The following is a 22,466-nucleotide window of genomic DNA, read 5'->3' as shown; positions in this document are numbered from 1 at the left end:
TTTTGCAAGAAGCATATCGTATTGACGCCCGCCAGATATATGGAAAGATGCAGTGCAGGAAAGACAGACAAGAAATGGTGAAAATAAATTCATAATGATGGATCACCAGACGCGGTCACTACGTCAGTTTTTTATTGTCCGTAGCAGCACAAAACGAAGTGCGACTCACCACACCCGAAAGGAGTTTGTAGTTGAAACGGGAGAGGGGGTAACCCAGACCTTCATCAAGACCCTACAAACAAGGCGCGTTTAGTCCTTATGCAATCACTGTTTTATGTTATCCCGTCAATTTAACATAATATACATTATACGCACTAATATGGAGATAGAAGGGTTTTAATGGTTTTTGGTCATGGTTTTGGGCCACATGCTGACGCGCCTCCGGCTTGTCCAACCCGACAAAACACCGGAATGATTCCGGCATTTCGTCGCGTTCCTGAATGCCTTATCATCACTTCCGCAGTCTGTGAGCGATTATGCTGAGCGGATGGCCATGTTGCTACTGATTGTGACCATGCTCCAGCGCGAACAGCGTCTCACCATCGGCATCACTTTCCCTTCCGGCGGGCAGTTCTCACACGTCTTTTCATCTGTTTTTGCCTGTACCCCAGCTTTGGTATTAATGCCTTCATAACTCACGGCTTCCGAGTAATCCATATCATCTTCCCAGAAATCACCGTGCGTTTCCGCGCTGACGGCCATCGGCTCATTCAGAACTGGATCATACTGTTTTCCCCGATAATCAAATCCTTCCTGACTACGGACTGCGCATTTCCTGCTCCCGGATATGACATATCCTCTTCTTCCCAGCCGCCATGGCTGCGTCCTGCTCCGGGAAAGTTCGGGTATCACCGGTCGCAGCCTCATAGAGCGAGTTGATAAGGCTGCGGAAGAAACCTACAGGCTGGTTTTTTCCATCCAGGTAATCAAAGCTGGATGGCTCTGCGGTTTCAGTTCTGAAACCCAGCCTGGCCAGATCATACTGCGACAAAAGTTGAGGCTCAGCCTGCCCTTTGAGCGCATAAGCATTTTCTGGCCTCAATTGCCAGTATTCCTGCTTTGTCGATTTATCGGCTTCTGTTTGAACCTTACTCAGCGGCAGAATGCCTGTCCGGGTTAGTGCGTGGGTGGTGCGGGTTTCCTCCTGCGCCGCTTTATATAACTGCTCCAGAATCCCTTTCACCACATTATTCGGCTGATTTATACCATCAATCAGGTCAAAGCTTGCAGGGGCTTTATCCAGCGTGGCAAAGCCCAGTTCGCCTAACGCGTACTGCGATATTTTCTGAACACTGACGGCAGGTAACCAGCCACCTTCCTGATATATCTGATAATAAGCCGCATCCTTGTTATCGGACAGTGCAGTTCCCGCAGCATCAACACCCGGCACTTTTGCAAGCGTAACAATACCCGATATCTTTGTTTTACGACTGCCCGCAACCATCCCCTGCTCACCCTTTTCAAACAACGGTGCATCGGCTTGCCACGTCAGATAAACCGGAGTATCTTCCCCCACCCTTCCTGTGTACGCCAGCAAGATGTATGCGGGCTTTCCGGAGATTTGCACTACCTTTTTTCTTGCGTGACAAGGCTTTCTGTTTGCGCCGTAAATTCCGGCTGGCGTTGATAAGGTAACGTGGGTTAGCAACTTTATCGCCATCCGATTTTATGGCGTAGTGGGATAACCCCATATCCAGACCGGTGATTGTGCTTACCAATGTTGGCTTCGCTGGCGCTTCGATTCCATCATCACAGAGTAGCGCTGCGTAATATTTCCCCGTTGCGCTGCGAGTTATTGTGATGCTTTTTAACGTGCCAGTAATTTCACGATGCAATTGTGCTTCAATCGCCGGGATGTTTCATTAATTTTCTTCCACCCAAGTTGCGGAAGACCCACTTTCGCACCGTTGGTAACAATAACCCGGCAAACGCTGTACAGGCATATTTCACCAGTGGGAGAACTACGACCCGATGGAATAAAATTACTTAATCGACTCTGATTTATCATTGTGATACGTGTGTGCAGTTTTCTACTGAAAATGACAACCGAAATACCCACCAACATTCAAGAGATGAATGTTGGTGGGTCAGCGCAGTACTTACTCTGTCATCAAACGATAAAACGGTTCCTCACGTAAAGCCTGTCTCTGCATTTCACCACCATCACGCCCACTTCGTAGTTCATTACGATAACTGAGATATTTCCAATTTTCAGGATGAACGTCTGACTCAGGACACTGTCCTGAAATAACCCCATTTTCGGATAGTCTGGATTCCAGACACTCTATAAATTGCCGTGTCTTGTGGAGAAACGACGCACTGTACTGCGAATTTTCCTGGTCTGGTTTTATATACAACGTGAACTGAGCGCCCAGGCTAACACGGGCTTGTTGAACGACCTTCTCCATATCGGTCACTTTCCACTTATCTACCGGACTGTCCTCTGAAAACAGCAATCCGGACAGCGCTTGAAATGCTTGTGGCACCATATCCCTGAGCACACTGATGTGGAACTTGTCACCGGCAAATTCGCCCTGAGACTGAGGTGATTCTCGACGAGCATGGATGAAAACATCGTAACCATGGTTATTCAGCTGAAAACCTTGGCTCATAGCAAAGAAACCGCTCTGACGCATCCCTGAATAGTCAGGCGCATCCAGCGCCTCTTTAAAGTGGGATACTGGCATCTTCCGCATTTGGTTGTGCAAGGAGTTGAAATTATTTTTCAGGTGCTTATTTGTAGATGGTATTTCCGCCCCATCATAAGCAGCTACAATATTCAAAGGAGAGATGTTTAGCTTTAGATTAGGCATATTTATGGGCATGGGAAATCTCCTTTGCGATATGGATATATCGCCATATTATTAGATATAAATTCTCAGTTTTTTTTAATAAAACGATTAGTTATCCAGAAAACCTCATTTTTTATCACACGAAAAAAATGATATTTCGGTCCGTTCCGAGCAGAAAGTTAAAGAAGGGTAATGGCAAAAGTTTAGATGCACTACTTTGCGGGCCTAGGGTGACGGAAAAATCTGGGGTTCCGGCGTATAACCCCTTATAGAGCCAGGCCGTTCATACCACTTCTGGGATAGATTCTTAGTATCTATGAGTTGAGTACCCTCATGTTTATTATTCTTTTTATCCTGTTTGTGTCAGCAGTTGCATCATCACTTAATCTCAGCTTACTAAGCTGGCTTGCAAAGTCTTGGGAACCACAATTTACAATGCTTTCGATTTTGAGTTTAGTATTTGGAGGGAAAAGCATCTCTGCCTCCCCCTTAAAATGTGCAACATCTCCTAGTATTCTACCTTTATGTCCTTTTTCTAGGTATATGTTGAGAATAGTGTCATTTATCCATGCCTTATCTGGCGATGTACTCATAAAAGCTTTGTCTATTATTATATTACCTACAGTAGTGTATTCCTTCAGCACATCTGATAATGCGGGCTTATCAAGCTTCAGGCCCCGGTATACGACTCTGTGATCTGTTTCGGGAAGTGAACTTAATCCCTCCACAATATCATTTATATAAACTGACATAGCATTTTTAAATTCCTCATCACTGGGTTCATTTGTGGAAAGATAGTCTCTGGAGAGCAGAGTTTCTTTTGCCTGTATTTCAGGATAATCATCCCCACGTAAATATTTATTAATCACACTGTATCCTTGAGCTGAATAGTACCTCAGAGCTTGAATCTGCTTTGATTCCTCTACAATCGCCCATTTTGATTTTGGTCGAGATGAATTACCTCCAATCATCGGAGGTGGCGGTGGCGGTGGCGGTGGCATCATATTGTTGACAGGAGCTCTTCTATAACCGTCGCCTTCATAGGCCAGCGTACGAGTAGCGCTAAGCTGTGTCAGTACCGGATTTTCGTCATACTCCAGCAGCAGACGGGAAACCAGCGTATCGGCTTCACCCAGTTCGTCAGGAAAGTGGTGGAACATCAGGACTTGGCGGCACAGGCGATGGAGGCGGATCTCAAAGCCGTAGTCATACAGGGAGAAGGAATCCTGGCGGGCGAGCCAGCTGTTCTGAGCAGTGAATGCAGGCGGTACCAGTGGATCTACGCCACGTTCGCCGTAGTCAAACACCAGGGTGAACAGCCACTGTGCCGCGGGTGTGGCGCTAGTCCAGAGGTACAGATCGGCGGCGGGGGTCGCGTTGCCATACTGTACCTTGCTGAGATAGCGCATGGCGCTGCGATCGCGTCCGGCCTCGTTCCCACTGAGGTCCACATTGTCACCGTTCTCCGCCAGGTAGGAGTAATAGATATGCTCGCCGGCAGGGGTCACCGACTCCTCAACCAGCCATTTTGCCGTATGAGAGGCGGCCTGCGGATCGCTGAGGCGTGCTGCGGCGGTTTTCCCCAGCAGGTGCAGGATGCCGTTACTGTCATGCAGCAGCCAGAAATCATCGCCGTTGCTGTTGCCCACCCAGTACTCCAGGCGATAAAAACTGCCCTCCGTGCGGGGCTGATAGCGGGTCACCGTGTAGCTTTGCGGGAACGATACGTCACCGTACGCGAAGCAGGTGACGGGATTGGGGGCATCACCGGTGCTGAGCGTTTGAACCAGCACTTCTCCGTCCGGCCCCAGAAACTCATCGCTGTCGTTATACTGCGGCACGCCATGGCTGGTGCGGCGGGCAATGCTCATTGTCGCGCAGGACCAGCCCACGCCGAAGGGGCCATTGCCGCCACTGCTGCTGTAGTGCAACGCCAGCGCAGGCGCAAAGCCGCATTCGGCGCTGATGGGCAGAGGCAGCGTTATACTGGCTAGGCCGTCAGGGCCTGACTGACTCAGCGCCTTGCCCCCTTTTGGCAGGAAGGGGGTAGTGATCAGCGCTAAAGTGGCAGATGAAAAACCATTTAGTATCAACATACACTATCTCCTGAAACTGGCCGTCTGATGATGGCCAAGTATATTTTCTGCTTACAGCGTCTGCTCTACGGCCTGTTCAAAGGCGCTGCCGCCGTACAGCGCGGTAGAGTGCACCTGAACAATGGCGTCGCTCAGATTCTGCAGAATAGTCTGCTACTCACTACTCTGGTAGCGCGGGAAGCTAAACTGCCGGCTGGCACGCAGAGTACCCGCAATCAACTGTTCCACCTGGGGAACGGTAATCGCTAACTGTCGGGCAGAGGTATTCAGTGCTTCAAATGGCGTATAGTCGGCGGTTTTCAGCCCCAGATTGGTCTGGTAAAAAGAGGTCAGGTCAGTGGTGGTACTGTTGTCCGGCTCGGTCGGCAGTGTCTGCTGCTCTGGTGACAGCCGGCTGGCGAGCTCCATGGCATAGTTACTGTTATCGCCGGTCAGCAAGTTGCTCAGGAACCACGGCCAGTCAGTGCTGCTCTCGCTGATAATATCTTCCAGCGACACATCGGTATTCAGCAGAGATAACTCCACCTGGTCGTGTGGAAAATGATACGGCAGCAGGGTCGGATATCGGGTCTGCGCCAGCGTTTCATCCACCGACTGCTCCGACGGCAGACTGGTGGCAATATTATTCTCCAGAATGTCATTAACCAGCTGCAGGGTCGGTATTTGCTGGTTAATGGCATCATTATCCACCATCAGGGTGGCCAGGTCCGGCCGACGCTCTGCCTGTCCCTGAATACCGCCGACGGCGGAACTGCTCAGGTTCGTGCCATTGTCCGGTGTCTGCTGCATGGCCCCCCGAACTCTGCGAGTCAACTGATTTTCTCGGAACAGGCAGCGGATATACTGCGCCTGGCCCATCGCCAGGTCCCTGGCTTTACCTTCGCGGGAGCACGGCCAGGACATATTGGCGTTAATAAACTGTTTACGGGTCTGACGGACAATATCAAACACGGAATAATAATTATATTTTGCAAAATTCCCTGCCGGGACCCGGATGGCGGTTTCGACCTGTGAAAGTGCCGGACTGGTGGTCTGATTCATATTCATAAATAATGGTGACTCCTGAAAATGAACAGAATGAAATCCTGAAGACTGATAATGTCTGCAGGGGAATTATTTTGTATTGCCAGAAAATAAGTGGCTTATATTGAGTTTATTCATGTGCTATTTTTCCGCCGTGCGGAATCGCGGTTCCCGGTGTGCAAAGATGGCACAACAAATTAACTCAGGAATAAACAACGTTCAGCGCTCCGGCGTCGGGTCAGGCCGGGAACAACCTGACCGCTGGCGTGGTCCCATTTCAGGAATTCATTCGCTGCGCCGTCATAGTCACCGTTATTCAGTTTCTTTAGTAAAGTGGCGTGAGCCAGCGCGTTAATGCCCATGTTTTAGGTAATTCACCAGAGCATCAAACTGATTCTATGTCAGATTGACGGCGACCAGCCGGTTTACTCCATGCTCCGCGGTGAACTACCGCTATGGAGGATGGGGATTGCTGACAATCTGAATCTGGCAAATGCCGTGAATACAGGTGTTGCGGCCCTTACGCTGCATAAGGTCAGAAGGTGGACTGTTGCAGTTCCTGCTGTATCAGTTTTATCGCTTTACGATAATCTGGTGTCTCCCGTTTCTTGGTCGGGTAATACAAGGAGGTACAGAGCGCTACGCCTTTGATGTGCAGTGCGTGCTCTGTTGATAATCCCAGAGCCCGACAGACTCTGACGGGGATGAGTAACATCGCCAGCCCTTGTTGTAACCGGTACAGTGAACTGAACAAATCGACGTTATCAAAACTGAATGCAGGGTTGGTAATACCTAGTGTCTGTTCAAAAAAATGGTATATGGTGTCCAGATTAAAATTTTTAGCCCCCTCATGAAGAAGTACAGGTGTTCCGGCCAGCCTGTTGATATCAGGTTTGCCGCAGAGAAAGAACTTTTTAGGAATAAATAACATGACCCCCCCCTCCACTGATGTCCGGCAGACAAGCGATTCCCGATGAAAATAATGTCTGGCAGAAATAACAATGCAGTTGTTTGTCTGACACAGTTCTTCTATTATTTGGCTGTTAACGGCTCTCCCCATTATATTTGTTTTCTGGCCGGAAATGTTCAGTGCTGAAATGATCAGATTTTTTAAACTTTCCGGATAAATCTCGTCAAATATTATTTCTAGTTGTTTCGTTTTACCCGTGGGTCCGATTTCCTGCTCCAGTGCATGTAAGAAAATATAATGGGATTTTACTTTTCGATAAATAGTTTGTGCAAATTCGGTTGGAATAAGAGTGCCATTCTTCCGTATAAAGAGTCTTTGTTTCAGCTCTCTTTCCAGGTCTGAAATAACCCTGCTCAGTGGGGTTCGGGTGATATACAGTACTGATGTTGCGATACTGAAGGAACCTGTTTCCATCAGTGTTATGAAAATTTTTAATTTTTTATTAATCAAGAAATCCATAATATCTCCTTTTTTTATCAGAATAATCCTGAAAAAATGTTTTGATGTGCAAAAACAGGATGGCGGTGACCTGTTTTTGCACAGACTGATTAGTTGTTACTAATCATGGTGTTACTGGATAGGATTATGGGCGATAGATTTTATGCATACCCTGACTTTATTTCTGAGTGGATTTAATTGACCTGTTATGATATATAGCTGGATAACAACGATGTATACCCATGATCAATGAAGATGCTTGGTTTCAAAAATAATCAGGATCATGCTGATGGCTATGAATGTTGGGTTGACCGCAGAACAAAAAATCGCTCTTGAAGCATTACAACGAAAAAGTCGCGATCCCATAAATGAACAGAACATAATGTACGACTGGGCCGGAATTAAACGGGAGGCGTTATTAGGCCTGGCGCACTACAGGACAGAATGCCGAGCCTTTTTATAGGGGTCTGATGTTCAGTCGAACGAAAACTCACGCCAGGCGAGAAAGGTTGTCTGAAAAATCGATTAGTGTGCACTGGTGTCCGTTAAATGCCATTTTCCGATTAAAAAGACACCGTTTTTCGCGCATTTTTCACTGTCCATAATATTTTGATTTATCGAACAAAATAGGCTTAATGTGTGAAACCGTTCCGTTGAGCGTCAAACCCCTTATGTTGCTGATTTATCGTTCGCCCCATTATTTTTGTTTTTGCTGGGGAGCTTTGATGTCAGAAAGGCGCGGGCATGCCGGGCTTCATGCTCAGAAACGACACCGGCAGGCAATCCATCGATGCCATAACGTAAAGCACCGGAAACAGAAATTCGCTCAAGGTATTTCCACCTGCAGGTGATAATTCGGGCTGCACCCTGCCATTCCGGGAGGGTTAAACCTGCGTCGGGGTTCTGTGCAATAAAGTCGGTAACATCCCTGGTGATACCAATTTTTATTGGGCGGAAACCACCTTCTTCAGCGCGCAGCAATGGAAAGAGAGCTTTTACTTTTTCGAGACTGGCGTTGATGAATTCGGGCTCCGTTTGGGAAAAGGAAAATATGGACGGCATCAATCTGGGGCTGACCAAAATGGCTGAGTCCTGTCCGGGAACCACGCGAGCTTCGCTGGAAAACATGCAGGCATGGTATATCCGCGATAAAACATACTCTGCTGCACTGGCTGAACTGGTTAATGCCCAGAAGTCACGTCCGCTGGCGGCATTATGGGGAGACGGTTCAACCTCATCTTCCGACGGTCAGAATTTTCGAATTGAGTGTTGACAAAAAGCTCATCACACGTTGTTTTAAGGCTTCAGGCGTGACTCAGAGTTCAGGTTTTAGTTTGTCAGTCATACAACCAACGACCAGCTTTGGCGAATTCGAGAGGCTTTCAACGCTCAGTATGTTTTCACCATGTCAAAACATGCTGCCGTCAGTAAACCCTATGCGCGTGCCTCCTCGCAAGGCTGTGGGGGGCGCGTACGACTTGATGGCTATGTCGGCGCATTCTTAATGGTATTCCCCCTCTTTCCGAAGCATTTATCAAAAGCATTGTACTTATATTGAACATGTAAGGGGTATTTATGGGAATTATGCAGGCAGCCATTTGCACATTGTAAAGTGCGAGGAAAACATGAAAAAAATATATCTCGTCATTATATTAGTGCTTTTTATTTCTACAAATGTTTATACACAACTTCATAACAACATATTCTTTTGTCGAAATAGCCCAGCGTGTGATTTGTCTCATGTACTCCCCGACTACCGGGAGCACATTTCAGATACACCGTTGAAATATACATTGATAAGTACAGAGCCATTAGCGCAGGTGGAACTCAGACACTATGAATTATTATCGCAACACTGGTCGCCAGACGACATGGTAACTCCAGCACAATGGCGACATAACGTTGATATTTATATCCCAGAAACGGCAAAACAGCGCCACGCATTGGTGGTCGTAAATAACGGAGTCAATTACGAAGAAGGCGTGCAAATTAACAGCAAACCCGTTGATTTTACTCAGGAAACACTGGCAAGCATCGCCCGTGATACGAATACTATCGTAATATCAGTTAGTGATATACCTAACCAATATTTAACCTTTCAGGATGATAAAAAACCTCTGAAAGAGGATGAGAGTGTTTCCCGGAGTTGGGCATTATTTATGGAAGCTCCAGAGCAACGTAAGTTAATGCCTTTAAATATTCCTATGGTTTCTTCCCTATCACAAGCGATAAGATTAGCAAAAGAGGAACTAACGCGATGGAACATACATTCTTTTATCGTTACGGGTATCTCAAAACGTGGATGGACCGCGTGGTTGTCAGCTATTGCTGATCCTGATGTTGAAGCAATTGTTCCCTTCGCTATTGATCTACTTGATATTGATGCTTCGCTTGAACATATTTATCAATCATACGGAGGGAACTGGCCAATTACATTCTATCCCTATTATCAACAAGGGATAGATGAGAAAATAAAAACCCACTCATTTAGCCAGTTAAGGCAAATAATAGATCCTTTAAGATATCTTAACACGGTTTATCAGCCCCGCCTTGCAATACCTAAATATATTATTAATGCAAGCGGTGATGATTTTTTCGTACCAGACAATTCTCGGTTTTATTATAGTAAACTGCCGGGAGTGAAATCATTACGCATAGTACCCAATACGAGCCATTATTCAATTAAACAGATTACTGAAGAAAGCCTTGTTACATTTATTAATAGATTTCAAGATAAAAAAACATTACCACAAGTGCTCGGCATTATTCAACACAACCTCCTCACGGTCTATTTTTCAGAAGAGCCGATAAAAGTCGTTCGCTGGACAGCCACCAACCCAAATGCGCGTGATTTTCGTTATGCCTGTGGTATCCGCTATCATCCGCTTACGATAGATATTCCCGCCAATAATAGAGTAAATATTACGCTAAATGAGCCTGTGACTGGCTGGGAAGCTACCTATATCGAAGCAACATTTGATGATGGTTATGTCGCCACGACCCAAGTTTATATTACGCCGGACGATAAATACGCACAGACAGCGCCTCCCTCAGTTAACACCGCATGTCAAACGTTGCCGGGGCGTGGATTAGGTGAAAACGATATCGCAGATGGGGCATAACCAACATCTCATTGAATTTAAAAGCTCTAATCTATGGTTGGTCCAGCGATAAAGTTGGGTCAAAAACTGTTTTCCTTATCGCTGCATTATTATGGTCTTTATTTTGTAGGTTAACAGGTCTGGTCAGCGGATTGTGGACAATGCTTATCGTGCGCGTTCTTTTCGGTATGGCTGAAGGCCCCCGCTACGCCTTCGTTTCGGGGAAATGGTAGTAGCACACATGCAATCGATTGTTACGAATTAGAAGCACAATTGTTGCTAAATCATGTTGAGAGACACAATAAATGCAACATATGATGTCCACACTAACTATACTGGTTTGGGGTAACCGTTATGCAAACACAAGATACATTCTATCAAGTTATGCGTAGACACGGCGTGACAAGGCGTAGCTTCCTCAAGTTTTGCAGCCTTACCGCAACGTCTTTAGGCCTGAGCAGTTCGATGATTCCTCAGATAGCTTATGCCCTGGAAAATAAACCCCGAACGCCAGTGATATGGCTGCACGGTCTTGAATGTACCTGCTGTACTGAGTCTTTCATTCGCTCTGCGCACCCGCTGGCAAAAGATGCCATTCTGTCGCTCATTTCCCTGGATTATGATGACACCATTATGGCCGCTGCGGGACAACAAGCCGAGCAGGCGTTGGCGGATGTGATGCGTGAGTACAAAGGAAATTACATTGTTGCCGTTGAAGGTAACGCGCCGCTGAATGAAGACGGCATGTTTTGCATACTGGCTGGCGAGCCGTTCCTGGAAAAATTAAAACGCGTCAGCGCAGATGCTAAAGCCATTATCGCTTGGGGGGCCTGCGCATCATGGGGATGCGTGCAGGCAGCCCGTCCCAACCCAACCAAAGCAACGCCGGTTCATAAATTAATTACTGATAAGCCCGTTATTAAAGTGCCTGGCTGCCCGCCTATACCTGAAGTGATGTCCGCCGTTATCACCTATATGCTGGCATTTGATCGCATCCCTCCCCTTGATCGTCTTGGACGACCAAAAATGTTTTATGGTCAGCGAATTCACGACAAATGCTACCGACGCGCGCATTTCGATGCTGGTCAGTTTGTGGAAGCGTGGGATGACGAAGGCGCCAGAAAAGGGTACTGCCTGTACAAGATGGGATGTAAAGGCCCGACCACCTATAACGCCTGTTCAACCGTTCGCTGGAATGATGGCGTTTCTTTCCCTATCCAGTCGGGTCATGGCTGTCTCGGATGTTCGGAAGATGGCTTTTGGGATTACGGATCTTTTTACAGCCGGGCAACAGGCATTCCGCAAACCGGTATTGAGGCTACCGCCGATAAAATCGGTCTGGGCGTTGCTGGGGTCGCGGGCGCTGCCGCCATTGCTCACGCCACAGTCAGCGCCATAAAACATGCTCGTAATAAAAACAGCACTTCGTCAGAAAACGCGCCGGAAGAGAAAAAATAATTATGTCATATCCATATCAGACTCAGGGTTTTACGCTGGACAATAGCGGACGGCGAATAGTGGTCGATCCGGTTACTCGCATTGAAGGACATATGCGCTGCGAAGTAAATATCGACAATAATAATGTCATTACTAACGCCGTGTCTACCGGCACTATGTGGCGCGGTCTTGAAGTTATCCTGAAAGGCCGCGATCCGCGAGACGCCTGGGCATTCGTTGAACGAATCTGCGGCGTCTGCACCGGCACACATGCTCTGACCTCAATCCGCGCCGTAGAAAATGCGCTGGGCATCGCAATTCCGGACAACGCAAACTGTATCCGCAATATGATGCAGGCCACGCTACACGTTCACGATCACTTGGTGCATTTTTATCATCTGCACGCGCTGGACTGGGTTGATGTGGTTGCCGCCCTGAAAGCCGATCCGCATCAGACCTCCGCTATCGCGCAAAGCCTTTCCGCATGGCCGCTGTCCTCGCCAGGATATTTCCGCGATTTACAAAATCGTCTGAAGCAGTTTATCGAGTCCGGCCAACTTGGCCCTTTCCGTAACGGCTACTGGGGACATCCAGCCATGAAACTCCCGCCGGAAGCTAATTTGTTGGCAGTCGCCCACTACCTGGAAGCGCTCGATTTTCAAAAGGAGATCGTAAAAATTCACACCGTTTTCGGTGGTAAAAACCCACACCCTAACTGGCTGGTGGGCGGCGTTCCTTGCGCCATCAATCTTGATGAAACGGGAGCAGTCGGCGCGGTGAATATGGAACGCCTGAATCTCGTCAGATCGATCATCCAAAAAGCTCGCCAGTTCTGCGAACAAGTTTATCTTCCGGACATCTTGCTGATCGCAAGTTACTACAAAGACTGGGCGAAAATCGGCGGCGGGCTATCGAGTATGAACCTGCTGGCTTATGGCGAGTTTCCTGATAATCCTAACGATTATTCCGCCAGTAATCTCCTGCTTCCACGGGGAGCTATCATTAACGGTCGTTTCGACGAAATTCATCCTGTTGATTTAACAGCTCCCGATGAAATTCAGGAGTTTGTCACCCATTCCTGGTATACCTATGGCAACGGCAATAACGATAAAGGCCTGCATCCGTGGGATGGCCTGACCGAGCCGCAACTGGTCATGGGCGAACACTATAAAGGCACTAAAACCTTTATAGAACAGTTGGATGAGTCCGCTAAATATTCATGGATTAAATCGCCTCGTTGGAAGGGGTATGCGATGGAAGTGGGTCCGCTGGCGCGTTGCCTGATTGGATATCATCAAAATAAACCGGAATTTAAAGAACCCGTGGATCAACTGCTTAGTGTATTAAAGCTGCCTAAAGAAGCGCTCTTTTCTACATTAGGGCGAACCGCCGCGCGTGCGCTGGAATCCGTATGGGCAGGCAATACGCTGCAATATTTCTTTGATCGCCTGATGCGTAACCTCAAGTCCGGCGATACGGCGACGGCAAACGTCACTCTCTGGGAACCCGATACCTGGCCCACGTCTGCAAAAGGCGTTGGCTTCAGCGAGGCGCCTCGTGGCGCGCTGGGGCACTGGATAAAGATTGAAAATCAGAGAATCGACAGTTACCAATGCGTGGTACCCACGACATGGAATGCCGGGCCACGTGACGATAAAGGCCAAATTGGCGCGTACGAAGCGGCGTTAATGGGGACTAAACTCGCCGTTCCCGATCAACCGTTGGAGATTTTGCGTACTCTGCACAGCTTCGATCCCTGCCTGGCATGCTCCACCCATGTTATTGATAATCATGGAGGGGAGCTGGTCAGGGTTCAGGTACGATGACGACGATTCGGAGGTCTCAATGCATCTCAAAGAAATAACCAGCCAGGGGTACTATATCTATGAAGCACCGGTACGTTTATGGCACTGGATCACGGCGTTATCCATTGTCGTCCTGGCTGTTACAGGATATTTCATTGGCCGCCCCCTGCCATCAATTCAAGGTGAAGCGACTTTTCTGTTTTGGATGGGCTGGATACGTCTGATCCATTTTACCACGGCGTATATTTTTTCTGTCGCTCTGCTGTTTCGTATTTACTGGGCATGTGTCGGCAATGAGTACGCCAGGGAGATGTTTCTGGTTCCATTCTGGCGCCGCGCCTGGCGCAAAGGCATTATCAGCGAAATCCGCTGGTATTTTTTTCTCGAAAAAGAGGCCCATCGTTACTATGGACACAATCCGGTAGCGGGACTGGCGGTAATGTTCTACTTCTGGATGTCCGTACTGATGGTGTGTAGCGGTTTTGCGCTCTATGGCGAAGGGCTTGGAACAGACAGTTGGGCGTATCAATGGTTTGGCTGGATGATTCGCTTGACAGGCAACGATAGCCTTGCGCTGCATTTCTGGCACCGGCTGGGCATGTGGTTCATCATCGCTTTCGTCATTGCGCATGTTTATACCGCCATTCGTGAAGACATTATGAGTCGGCAAAGCGTGATTTCCGTCATGATCAGCGGCTGGCGCTGGTTCAGGTGATAACGATGGCAGAAGTAACAATCCTGGGGCTTGGCAACCTGCTTTGGGCAGATGAAGGGTTCGGTGTCAGAGCGGCGGAAAAGCTGTTTGAACAGTATGCCGATAACGAGAAAGTTGACGTTGTTGATGGCGGTACGCAGGGGCTGGCGCTGCTTCCGTGGCTACAACAGACCGAAAAACTGTTAATCATGGATGCTATCGATTTTGGTATGGCGCCAGGTTCGCTGGCGATGTTTCGTGATGAACAGGTTCCCGCCTATCTGACGGCGAAAAAACTCAGTTTACATCAGACCAGTTTTTCTGAAGTGCTGGCATTGCTGCAATTAACAGGCTGTCAGTTATCGGAGACTGTGCTGATTGGCGTGCAGCCGGAATGTCTGGATGACTATGGCGGAAGCCTCACGCCACAGGTAAAGGCGCAATTGATGCCCGCAGTCTATCTCGCGCAGGAAGTGCTGGCGCAATGGGGTATCACCGCCTCTTCAGCGGCCTTGCCCACTGAAAGACTCAATCATTACAGCCTGTGTATGGAACGCTACGAAGATGAACGGCCAGATGCACAAAGCGCTTGCCGGATCGGCGATATTCGGGTGTTACAGAGAGAAAAATCATAATGTGTATTGGCATTCCTGTGCAGGTTATTTCACCAGGTCAGTGGTTCGCCCAATGCCGCGATCGATACGGCGATCTGATCGACGTTGATATTCGGCTTGTGGCTCCCCCATTAGCAGGCGCATGGCTGCTGACATTTGGCGGCGCGGCGCGGCGGGAAATGGACGAAACGGAGGCTCTTGAGGTGCTGGCGGCGCTGGACTCGCTGGAACAGGCCATGTTCACGCAAAGCGATCCGCTGGCCGGTTTTGCCGATTTATTATCTCGCACGCCTGAATTACCGGAGCATTTGAAAAAATGACTATTTCACCCAAAAATCCTGTTTGTCCTCTGGCGAACAAAGGCTTTCTGATTACCGATGCGCAAACACTCCCATCGTTGATTAATGCGCATCCGACTCTGCTGGTTTTGCTGCAAAGCGATCCAAATAAACACCCGGAAGTTGCCGACAGTTGGATCATCATTCCGGAGATTCTCAAACAATTTCCGGCGACGTCTTATACCGCGGCATTTGCGGATAGCGAGCAGAGTGAACTGATCGCACGGGAGTATCGCATTCTGAAATATCCGGCGCTGCTTTTCTTTCGCCAGAGCCGTTTTGTCGGCAGTCTGGCAGGGTTATATAGCTGGCAGGAATACTCTACACGGGTGGCCGCATTGCTGACCACGCCGGTCTACCGTCAGGATATTCCCGTTATCACGCAATAGAATGAAAGGTAACACACGTGAATCACTCCAGAACTATTCCGATCGTTAATATTGCCGGACCAGGCTCGCAGCCAGAAGAGGAAGACTTTAACTTTCTTCCCATACCCGCTGGCATTAACCTCCCGCTGACCCCGGTGTTACCGGAACAGGCGCTGCCCGGTGAACTCCATGTAGCCAGACAAGTCTTGACTACGCTGATTAGCAAGATGGATAGCCCGGTGGAAACACTCTCATTTCCCCTGACATATAAACTGAATGCTTCTGAGCAACAGAATAGCGGCTTGTTGGATCAACTGCTCGGCGAAGGTGAAATATCCGCCCGAGTACTGTTACCCAAGGGAAAAGAACAGCGTATTCAGGAGACGGTTTTTGCGGGCGTCTGGCGTGTGCGTGAATATAATGCTGACCAGCAACGGGTTACCGATGAAATTATCGTTGGCCCGATCCCTGAGAGCATCTGGCGTACTCATCCGCAGCCGCCGATTACGCCAGAACTGCCGCCGCAATCGACGGAATTGATGAATGGCGCCTTTATCGCGCATGAAATAGCCGAGCGCGTAAAACAGCCGGTAAAAGAACCGCATATCATTAACTTAACGCTATTGCCAGTGAACGATGCCGATCGCGAGTATCTGGATCGTTTTTTAGGCGAAGGCTGTAGCGCTATTTTTTCACGCGGATATGGTAAATGCCGGATTGTAAGCACGCATTTTCCCGGCGTATGGCGAGTCAATTATTTTAATGATATGAACACATTACTACAAGATATGATTGAGATAGCGGATATTCCTGAAATTGCCGTCGCTGGCATAGACGATATTGAAGATGCCTGCGCGGGGCTGAAAAATACGCTGGAATGGCTGAAAGAATACCCGGTTACAGAAAATGAGCCAGTGGTGCGCATGGAGTGCAAAGTGTGTTGGTGGGTTTACGATCCTGTGCTGGGCGATGATGTCTGGCAAATCCCACCTGGCGTGCCCTTCAGTCAGTTACCTGATTACTGGTGTTGCCCGGTCTGCGAAACCAGTAAGTCCGGGTTTATGGTGATCGATGAAGGTAATGATTCGTGCAAAGATTGACCCTCTATTCTCACCCGCTACGGATTATCTGGCAGGAGCCGCCGGTCGGTCGTTTGTTACAGGGCGCAACGCCAGTATACGCGAAAACGCTTATTTCACGTTTGTTTACGTTGTGTGCTCAGGCGCACAGCGCGGCAGCCTCTTTGCTGTTGTTTCCTCAAGAGGAGCCAGATATGCAGGCCGCGCAACGAGAGCTGGCGAGAGAAACGCTCCGTCGCGCGTTGACCGACTGGCTACCAATATTTAGCCACCGACAGGCAACCGTTGAAGAATGGGCGCTGCTACGTCGCGGAGACTTATCGTCGCTGGCAAGCACAATCTTTTTTGCCGACGATCCTCACTCCTGGCTTGCCGCTGGCGTACAAGGCTGGGAGGCGTGGTTTTTGCAAGGGCATTCTGACGCCGCCCGTTGGCTGGCGGCATTACAAAGTATCGTTACACCTACATTACCGATAGCTTCCTCTCCGGACCAGGCGTTAATAACCCATGGTCCACTGGATGTCTCGCCTCTGGCTATCGAATATCCGCTGCTGTCTGCATGTTGTCTTAGCGGAAAAAACACCGCACTACGGCTGCTGGCCCGCTGCATTACGCTCGCCCGAAGTTTGAGCGCCCTTCCCACCCTGCGCTGGAATCGGTTTGACGATGGCGAGTGGAAAATAGCGGTAGTGGAAACCGCGCGAGGATGGTTAGTTCATCAGGCCAGACTGGCGACGTCAGGTAATATTCTTGATTACCGTATTATCTCACCTACCACACGTCACGCCCAATCTGACGGGGTCATTGCTTGCGAACTGGCCGCGATTCCGGCTTCGTTGTGGTCACGACAATTACAGGTTATTGATCCTTGTGTCGCCATAAATATTATTGAATGAAGGACATGGCTCATGCATGAATTAGCCCTGGCGCAAAATATTATCGAATTGCTGGAGGAACAGGCAGTAAATCACCAGTTCAACCAGGTAAAGCAAGTCTGGCTGGAAATTGGCGTCATGGCCTGTGTTGAGGTACCGGCGCTGCATTTTGGCCTGGACGTCGCCGCTCGTCATACGATTGCTGAAAATGCGCGTTTCCACATTACTATCGCTCCGGCGCAAGGATGGTGTCTGTCCTGTAATCAACCCTTCACGTCTCAAACATCCACCCCCAGCTGTCCCGCTTGTCATTCAGGAAAGGTACAGATAGATGACAGTAGCAGAATGCGTATTCGGGAAATCGAAGTAGAATAGTCAATAAAAAAGGACGCCAGAAGCGTCCTGAAATAACAATAGAATAAATTAACAATAAGCTATCCAACGTATCGCCCATATAGGTCATATCATAAGTACGGGTATAGTTTGCAGCCAGATAAACATTATTGGCATCGCCGGTCCAGGCTTCAGCGCGGTCACCGTTATCATATTTATCCTGCGTTATTTGATCAAGCGTGCGTTTTGAACTGGTATAAGCTTCCCTCAAGCTAACCCCCATCCCCATCCCCAGATCATATGTCACTGATGCCCCGAAACCATCGCCATTCTGGTACGCGATACTTTCTCTGGCATTCAGTTTTATTCATCCACGCGGCCACGAACTCGGATGGTCGCAGATCGCTGAAAATTTTTATGGCGCTACTATGGGTAAAACCTTCAGCAAACGCACGTTAAAACAGGAAGCTCCCCTGCTATCCATGTGTATAGTAATGCCGCCGTTGCAGAATTCGACTGGCATTTTACTGCGGTGCGCCGTGGCAATGGACAAACTCAACATACTAAAGGCCGTGAAAGTCAGGTGTGGGAGAAGATACCAAACGTAGGATGGCGAATTGTCCATGTTCACTACTCCGGTCCGGCCAAAACCGGGGTTGGAGAAGTTTACTCTTCAAGTTCTGGCGCAGATAAATACTCTGCGCCAGGTAAAAGGAACTCAGGGAAGAAGAACGTTAAGTAGCAAGCACAGAACAATCGTTAAACACCCGAATCGCACAACGATCGTCAACAACCGATAGCCTTTTCATTTTCCAGATCTCCCTGCACGCGTCATAATCATTTATTGTACCACCCTGATATATCGCGTACTAATCGGTCTGATAAATATTGGTTTAAAAGAAATATTTAATATCCAGGAGGTTACTACAACAGCCCCGCTCAAAATTATTACTTAGAAGCGTTTGCCTGTCCGATATTTTCTGCATGACCATACGTCCGGTCAATTATGCCAACAGGTTCCACTGGTGCAGTATATGGCATAACCCAGCCGCTTTCACTTACACTACCTCGTGTAATATATTTGGCTTTTACCTTAACGATAATAAGATAATGCTCCCTGCTAAACCTGTCTGCAACACTAAGATCTGTAGTATATTCAGGTACCACTCTTCCATTCCGAACCTGCAGCCTGGCTGTTTCTTCAGAGACAGGCAATACATTCGGATCGGCGCCCTCCACACCTCCTGCTGTTTTAAGCTTGACAATATTTTCAGCCTGCGGACCTGTTGTCCCCCTGCATAATACAACTTCAGTCTCGCCTGCTGCAGTATCACCACTCTGGATTTTTTTATATATACTTTGCACATTTTCTTCTGATGTAGGATATAATTCTTCTGACAGAGAAGGCAGCATGTCCTCCAGTAGTGGTGAATCATCGGAAATATCCAGAAGCTCCTCATCATACCCAACGTCGCCTTCTCTTAACTCTGAATAAGGCTTGTCAACATGCCGAATAGGCCCTCCCCCTTTCAGCCCAGAGGCCTGGTAAAATTTACCGTCAGAAGTTCTATAAAATGTCATACCTACATTTTTTCCGGTATCAGAAAAGGTTCCCTGATACGTTTCTGAACCAGGCTCTTTAGATAAAACGATTTCCCTCTCGCCATATTTTATCGTATTAGGTGCTTCCGTTGACAACGGTGAAAATGATTTCTGCTTTCTGTAAAAGCCTTCTCCTGACTGTTTATAATAACCATGCGTTTCTTTATTAAATCCTGTAGCACGATAGAGTCCATCGTTTCCCTCGGGATTTAGCTCGAGAATTTTATTAGTGCTTTTTTGATAAATAAAATCAATATTCTCTATTGACTCAATAACTTTATAATTACTCCCCTTCTGAATCGGCGATCGTATTACACCTCTTTCTATTTTATTTTCAAGAAATCGGAGACCCGTATACTTTGCGTTGGACGCCCTTTCTGTAAACTTCGCTTCTGCAACAGGAGCAGCTTCCATACCAATACGTATAACATCCTGAATGTACCCACATACATCACTAGATTTTTCCACAATAGCCCGATTAAGAATGCTGCTGGTACCAGCCAGAGCATTAAAACCAGGGACAATACTCGTTGCAATATTCCAGATAGTACCCAAAAGATGAAGCCCCTCCCTCGATGCCGGAGATAACGAGGACTCGGTTCGATGATGCCGTGAGTCATCGATATCAAAGCTCAGCTCAATCAACCCACCTAAGCCCTCCTGAATAACCTTATTAAATCCATAAACGAATTGTTGACCATCATTCATGGATGAAACTTTACTCTTGAAACGTTCAAGCGCCTGAACCTGCTGATTATGTTTTTGTTCTGTTGTCAACCAAATAGATGCTGAAATATCTTGAGCTTCATGAATAAAGCTAGTAACGGCACTCTTTACCATTTTATTCATATCAAACGTACCTAATATATCACACTCCTCCATATGTTTTTTGATATGCTCTTCTGATTTATAATGTTTCTCCACCCAGTCCAACTGTTTGTGGATAGCTAATTTTATTAATCGAAGTTGTATACCGTTGCCGTTATTTCTTATTACCTCTTCGATATGTCGTGTTAACTTATTGTTTACCATTATATTTCTTGATATTCTTTTTATATCCCTATCTTTAACTGAACCAGAATTTTTTAAGTTCATAGATTTTTGAAGTATAGTTAAAATAATAACGTAATTTTGCTTTCTGATATTATGCTCAAGCAATTTCATATCACCACCGTTTCTGGATAAATGATGAATGACGAGCTGGGCAATTTTAAAAAGCGCCCGCATTTGACGATGATTTAATAGTTTTGATTTTCGTGTGGTTTTTCTGTAAAGATTAATATCATCAAGAACTCTTGAAATAACATTACGGCCATATAGCTTTTCAAAGCTTGGGGTATGGGGGGTGATGAACTTCCTTTTCAAGTGGTGTAAATAATGTCCAGACTCTTTTGTTTCTGGATGAACCACCATATCTCTGGCTAATACTTCAAACATTTCGTACTGACATTCTAATCGATCTATTATAAATTGATAAAATGTAATAAGTCTTCCATTATGGAGTGTTATAGTCGTTCCTTTTTCTATATAATTCTTTATTTTTTCAAACATATACTCGCTGGCAATTTCTCTCCCATTTTGGGGCCATTTACCTGTTTGTGAAAACACAAGTAATTCGTGATACCCTTTTACATACAAATCTTCTCTCACACTACTCAGTACTGAAAGTACCTGATTTGCCAGCAGTACCTGATTTGCCAGCCCACCATGGTTATAGAATATCTCTCTAACATAATCTCTTTCCGGCTGCTGCGCGGGATGATCCTCTGGAAGCGCTCTCGGATATCGTTGTTGCTCTTTATAGAGGGGGTGATTACCATCTGGCTTTGTATACTTGTCTTTTATTTCAGCGCTATCTGGCATTGCTGTTACTCGGGATGAGAGTAACAAACTCGTTACAGCAATACTCTTTATATTTCTTTCTATTTTATGAACCGCTCCTGGCTGAAAGTTATTGCTGCCATGAAAAGATGAAAGAATTCTTTTTTGAATTTCATTACCCTCATATATAATTTGCTCAGTACTTTTAGGAAGAGCAGTTATGCTATCAATATTAAATAACTCATGTTCGCTGTTCACCTTTACCGGAGAAAAACACAACAATGTATGCGCAATTGCCACGGGGTCAATTTCCTTATAAATAACATTAGAGAAAATACATGTAACTTCATTGTTTGAATTTAAATCACCATGCAAAATATGTTTCAGGAATAAATCTAACAATAATTTTTCTGATGTTATTTTATTTTCACAATTGTAAAAATCAGGGGCGATAGGAAAGCCATTTATATCAAATGGCATCGATAAATATCCACGTCCCCCTTCAGCATTTTCGTAACTATAATTCGGAGATATCTTTACTTCGCATTTATTGGTATCAATATCGTTATTTATAATATAGTCCACCTTATAATTAACTAACCTTCGAAAGGTTGGGCTGTTCAAATAATGAAAATCCAACGTCGTTTTAATTTCTTCGCATATAAGTTCAGGTGTTGGTTCAAAAAAAAACTCATAAATATTTAAATTGTATTGTTTTTCATCTCTGGCCATCTCATCCAGCCGAATATATTCATCTGGTAAATTAGATGTTTGCTCATTAAAAATAGCATCCTGATATGTTCCACCCAAAGCTGAAAGGTACTGCATGGTGTCCCTGGTTCCGATACCTTTTATCTTTAACGTCTGCCGTGATGGTCTTGCTGAGATATTTTCTAATGTTATGGGCATCATTTTCTCCTGCCAGAATTGCAATATGGCATCATAAGAATAGATTTAAATTAGCAGTTCTAATCACAAATAATGTTTCTCAAATGTACATACAGAACATTCTATTTTTAATTCAACACTACCACAAAAATAGACAAGCCAAGTTTAGACCACATGAAGTAAACAACAATG

16 protein-coding genes and 9 pseudogenes are annotated in these 22,466 nt (G+C 46.7%); 14 read left to right on the top strand and 11 right to left on the bottom strand.

The features are described 5' to 3' along the window. Positions 1-474: 474 nt before the first annotated feature. The 8 genes and pseudogenes from F4V61_RS22230 to spvR form a co-directional block, all read right to left on the bottom strand. Positions 475-702, bottom strand: coding sequence for a hypothetical protein (locus tag F4V61_RS22230; RefSeq protein WP_052043295.1), 228 nt, complete (start codon positions 700-702; stop codon positions 475-477). A 136-nt stretch (positions 703-838) separates the two neighbouring features. Beyond that, positions 839-1,120, bottom strand: a pseudogene (locus tag F4V61_RS22730) (hypothetical protein); the annotation flags it as partial. A gap of 346 nt (positions 1,121-1,466) precedes the next feature. After that, positions 1,467-1,847, bottom strand: a pseudogene (locus F4V61_RS02185) (transposase); the annotation flags it as partial. Between the two features lie 252 nt (positions 1,848-2,099). After that, positions 2,100-2,825, bottom strand: a complete 726-nt coding sequence (gene spvC / locus F4V61_RS02175; RefSeq protein WP_001122177.1) for a type III secretion system effector phosphothreonine lyase SpvC — start codon at positions 2,823-2,825, stop codon at positions 2,100-2,102. A gap of 281 nt (positions 2,826-3,106) precedes the next feature. Further along, positions 3,107-4,888, bottom strand: a complete 1,782-nt coding sequence (spvB, locus tag F4V61_RS02170; RefSeq protein WP_079828637.1) for an SPI-2 type III secretion system effector NAD(+)--protein-arginine ADP-ribosyltransferase SpvB — start codon at positions 4,886-4,888, stop codon at positions 3,107-3,109. Between the two features lie 153 nt (positions 4,889-5,041). After that, positions 5,042-5,935, bottom strand: a complete 894-nt coding sequence (spvA, locus tag F4V61_RS02165; protein ID WP_232081970.1) for a virulence protein SpvA — start codon at positions 5,933-5,935, stop codon at positions 5,042-5,044. Between the two features lie 173 nt (positions 5,936-6,108). Next, positions 6,109-6,349 (bottom strand): annotated as a pseudogene (locus F4V61_RS02160) (lysozyme); the annotation flags it as partial. A gap of 97 nt (positions 6,350-6,446) precedes the next feature. Further along, positions 6,447-7,340, bottom strand: a complete 894-nt coding sequence (spvR, locus tag F4V61_RS02155; RefSeq protein WP_038396001.1) for a virulence genes transcriptional activator SpvR — start codon at positions 7,338-7,340, stop codon at positions 6,447-6,449. Positions 7,341-7,608: 268 nt separating this feature from the next. On the opposite strand from spvR, the gene F4V61_RS22020 reads away from it, so the two are divergent. Further along, complete coding sequence (locus tag F4V61_RS22020; protein WP_164504056.1) at positions 7,609-7,782, top strand: hypothetical protein; 174 nt, start codon at positions 7,609-7,611, stop codon at positions 7,780-7,782. A 206-nt stretch (positions 7,783-7,988) separates the two neighbouring features. On the opposite strand, the pseudogene F4V61_RS02150 reads toward F4V61_RS22020, so the two are convergent. Beyond that, positions 7,989-8,348 (bottom strand): annotated as a pseudogene (locus F4V61_RS02150) (ProQ/FINO family protein); the annotation flags it as partial. Positions 8,349-8,373: 25 nt separating this feature from the next. Between F4V61_RS02150 and F4V61_RS02145 the strand changes: the two are divergent. From F4V61_RS02145 to hypA, 12 genes and pseudogenes are all read left to right on the top strand, one after another. Further along, positions 8,374-8,580: pseudogene (locus tag F4V61_RS02145) on the top strand (Tn3 family transposase); the annotation flags it as partial. A 303-nt stretch (positions 8,581-8,883) separates the two neighbouring features. Next, positions 8,884-10,441, top strand: a pseudogene (locus tag F4V61_RS02140) (PhoPQ-activated pathogenicity-related family protein); the annotation flags it as partial. Beyond that, positions 10,438-10,623, top strand: a pseudogene (locus F4V61_RS02135) (hypothetical protein); the annotation flags it as partial. The pseudogenes F4V61_RS02140 and F4V61_RS02135, both read left to right, overlap by 4 nt. Positions 10,624-10,774: 151 nt before the next feature. After that, positions 10,775-11,878: a hydrogenase small subunit gene (locus F4V61_RS02130; RefSeq protein WP_038396003.1), complete on the top strand. Its 1,104-nt coding sequence runs from the start codon at positions 10,775-10,777 to the stop codon at positions 11,876-11,878. Between the two features lie 2 nt (positions 11,879-11,880). Then, complete coding sequence (locus F4V61_RS02125) at positions 11,881-13,683, top strand: nickel-dependent hydrogenase large subunit (RefSeq protein WP_038396004.1); 1,803 nt, start codon at positions 11,881-11,883, stop codon at positions 13,681-13,683. Continuing rightward, positions 13,634-14,377, top strand: a complete 744-nt coding sequence (cybH, locus tag F4V61_RS02120; protein ID WP_024131893.1) for a Ni/Fe-hydrogenase, b-type cytochrome subunit — start codon at positions 13,634-13,636, stop codon at positions 14,375-14,377. The genes F4V61_RS02125 and cybH overlap by 50 nt, the downstream gene beginning before the upstream one ends. Positions 14,378-14,382: 5 nt before the next feature. Beyond that, a complete protein-coding gene (locus F4V61_RS02115) occupies positions 14,383-14,991 on the top strand; it encodes a HyaD/HybD family hydrogenase maturation endopeptidase (RefSeq protein ID WP_080161115.1) in 609 nt (202 codons plus the stop codon). After that, positions 14,991-15,290, top strand: a complete 300-nt coding sequence (hypC, locus tag F4V61_RS02110; protein ID WP_000334865.1) for a HypC/HybG/HupF family hydrogenase formation chaperone — start codon at positions 14,991-14,993, stop codon at positions 15,288-15,290. Before F4V61_RS02115 ends, hypC begins: the two co-directional genes overlap by 1 nt. Beyond that, positions 15,287-15,697, top strand: coding sequence for a hydrogenase (locus F4V61_RS02105; protein ID WP_080161116.1), 411 nt, complete (start codon positions 15,287-15,289; stop codon positions 15,695-15,697). The genes hypC and F4V61_RS02105 overlap by 4 nt, the downstream gene beginning before the upstream one ends. 17 nt (positions 15,698-15,714) lie before the next feature. After that, the gene (locus F4V61_RS02100; protein WP_001016735.1) at positions 15,715-16,776 is read left to right on the top strand and encodes a hydrogenase expression/formation C-terminal domain-containing protein; all 1,062 of its coding nucleotides are present in this window, start codon (positions 15,715-15,717) and stop codon (positions 16,774-16,776) included. Continuing rightward, entirely contained in the window at positions 16,764-17,651 is an 888-nt protein-coding gene (locus F4V61_RS02095; RefSeq protein ID WP_001189387.1) for an ATP/GTP-binding protein, read from the top strand. Before F4V61_RS02100 ends, F4V61_RS02095 begins: the two co-directional genes overlap by 13 nt. A 12-nt stretch (positions 17,652-17,663) precedes the next feature. After that, positions 17,664-18,005: a hydrogenase maturation nickel metallochaperone HypA gene (gene hypA, locus F4V61_RS02090; protein WP_012210172.1), complete on the top strand. Its 342-nt coding sequence runs from the start codon at positions 17,664-17,666 to the stop codon at positions 18,003-18,005. A gap of 64 nt (positions 18,006-18,069) precedes the next feature. On the opposite strand, the pseudogene F4V61_RS02085 reads toward hypA, so the two are convergent. After that, positions 18,070-18,321, bottom strand: a pseudogene (locus F4V61_RS02085) (porin); the annotation flags it as partial. A gap of 1 nt (position 18,322) precedes the next feature. Here F4V61_RS02085 and F4V61_RS02080 point away from each other — a divergent pair. Beyond that, positions 18,323-18,633: pseudogene (locus F4V61_RS02080) on the top strand (YybH family protein); the annotation flags it as partial. Positions 18,634-18,911: 278 nt separating this feature from the next. On the opposite strand, the gene F4V61_RS02075 reads toward F4V61_RS02080, so the two are convergent. After that, positions 18,912-22,295: a DUF4765 family protein gene (locus tag F4V61_RS02075; protein ID WP_150363952.1), complete on the bottom strand. Its 3,384-nt coding sequence runs from the start codon at positions 22,293-22,295 to the stop codon at positions 18,912-18,914. Positions 22,296-22,466 lie beyond the last annotated feature (171 nt).

Source organism: Salmonella enterica subsp. arizonae, from assembly GCF_008692845.1.
Lineage (GTDB): Bacteria > Pseudomonadota > Gammaproteobacteria > Enterobacterales > Enterobacteriaceae > Salmonella > Salmonella arizonae.
Note: the sequence above shows the minus strand (reverse complement) of the source record. Positions and strands in the feature narration are given on the sequence as shown.